Genomic DNA, 482 nt, shown 5'->3' on the forward strand with positions numbered 1-482 from the left:
CGCCTGATGGAGGGCAATTATGACAATCGCAGTTCGCAACATCGCTCCGCAGTTCCCGCAGGACCCGCGCACCGGCCTGACCCTGCCCTTGAGCAAATCGCTCGCCTCGCAGGACTTGGCTAAGCATCGGGCCGTGGTCGCGGTCGAGCTGGAGGTTCTGGCTAAGAAGTTGGACCGCTTCGGCTGGGAGCGTGACCGGGGCAGCGCCGCCCATGACCGGCTGATGATCGACTGGATGGACGCGCTGCAGGACTATCCGATTGAGGAAATCCGGGCTGCCTGCCGAGCTCATATCCTCAAGGAGCCGAACCGGATGCCGAACGAGGGCCATGTGGTTGCGCAGATCCTCGAAGCCCGCCGCCTCAAGGTCGCAGCCCTGCCGAAGCCGCGTGATCCTGAACCCGAGCGCCGGCTGGAGATCACCGAGGAAGAACGCGCCCGCCGCGCTGCGGTCGTCGCCAGCCTCGGCCTGAAACGCATCG

At 65.6% G+C, this 482-nt stretch carries 1 protein-coding gene; it reads left to right on the forward strand.

Features of this window, described 5'->3' with window-relative positions:
- Positions 1-19 precede the first annotated feature (19 nt).
- On the forward strand, positions 20-482 hold a 463-nt coding region (locus EP867_RS19050), incomplete at its 3' end, for a hypothetical protein (protein WP_206616391.1).

Source organism: Falsigemmobacter intermedius, assembly GCF_004054105.1.
In the GTDB taxonomy this organism is placed as follows: domain Bacteria; phylum Pseudomonadota; class Alphaproteobacteria; order Rhodobacterales; family Rhodobacteraceae; genus Wagnerdoeblera; species Wagnerdoeblera intermedia.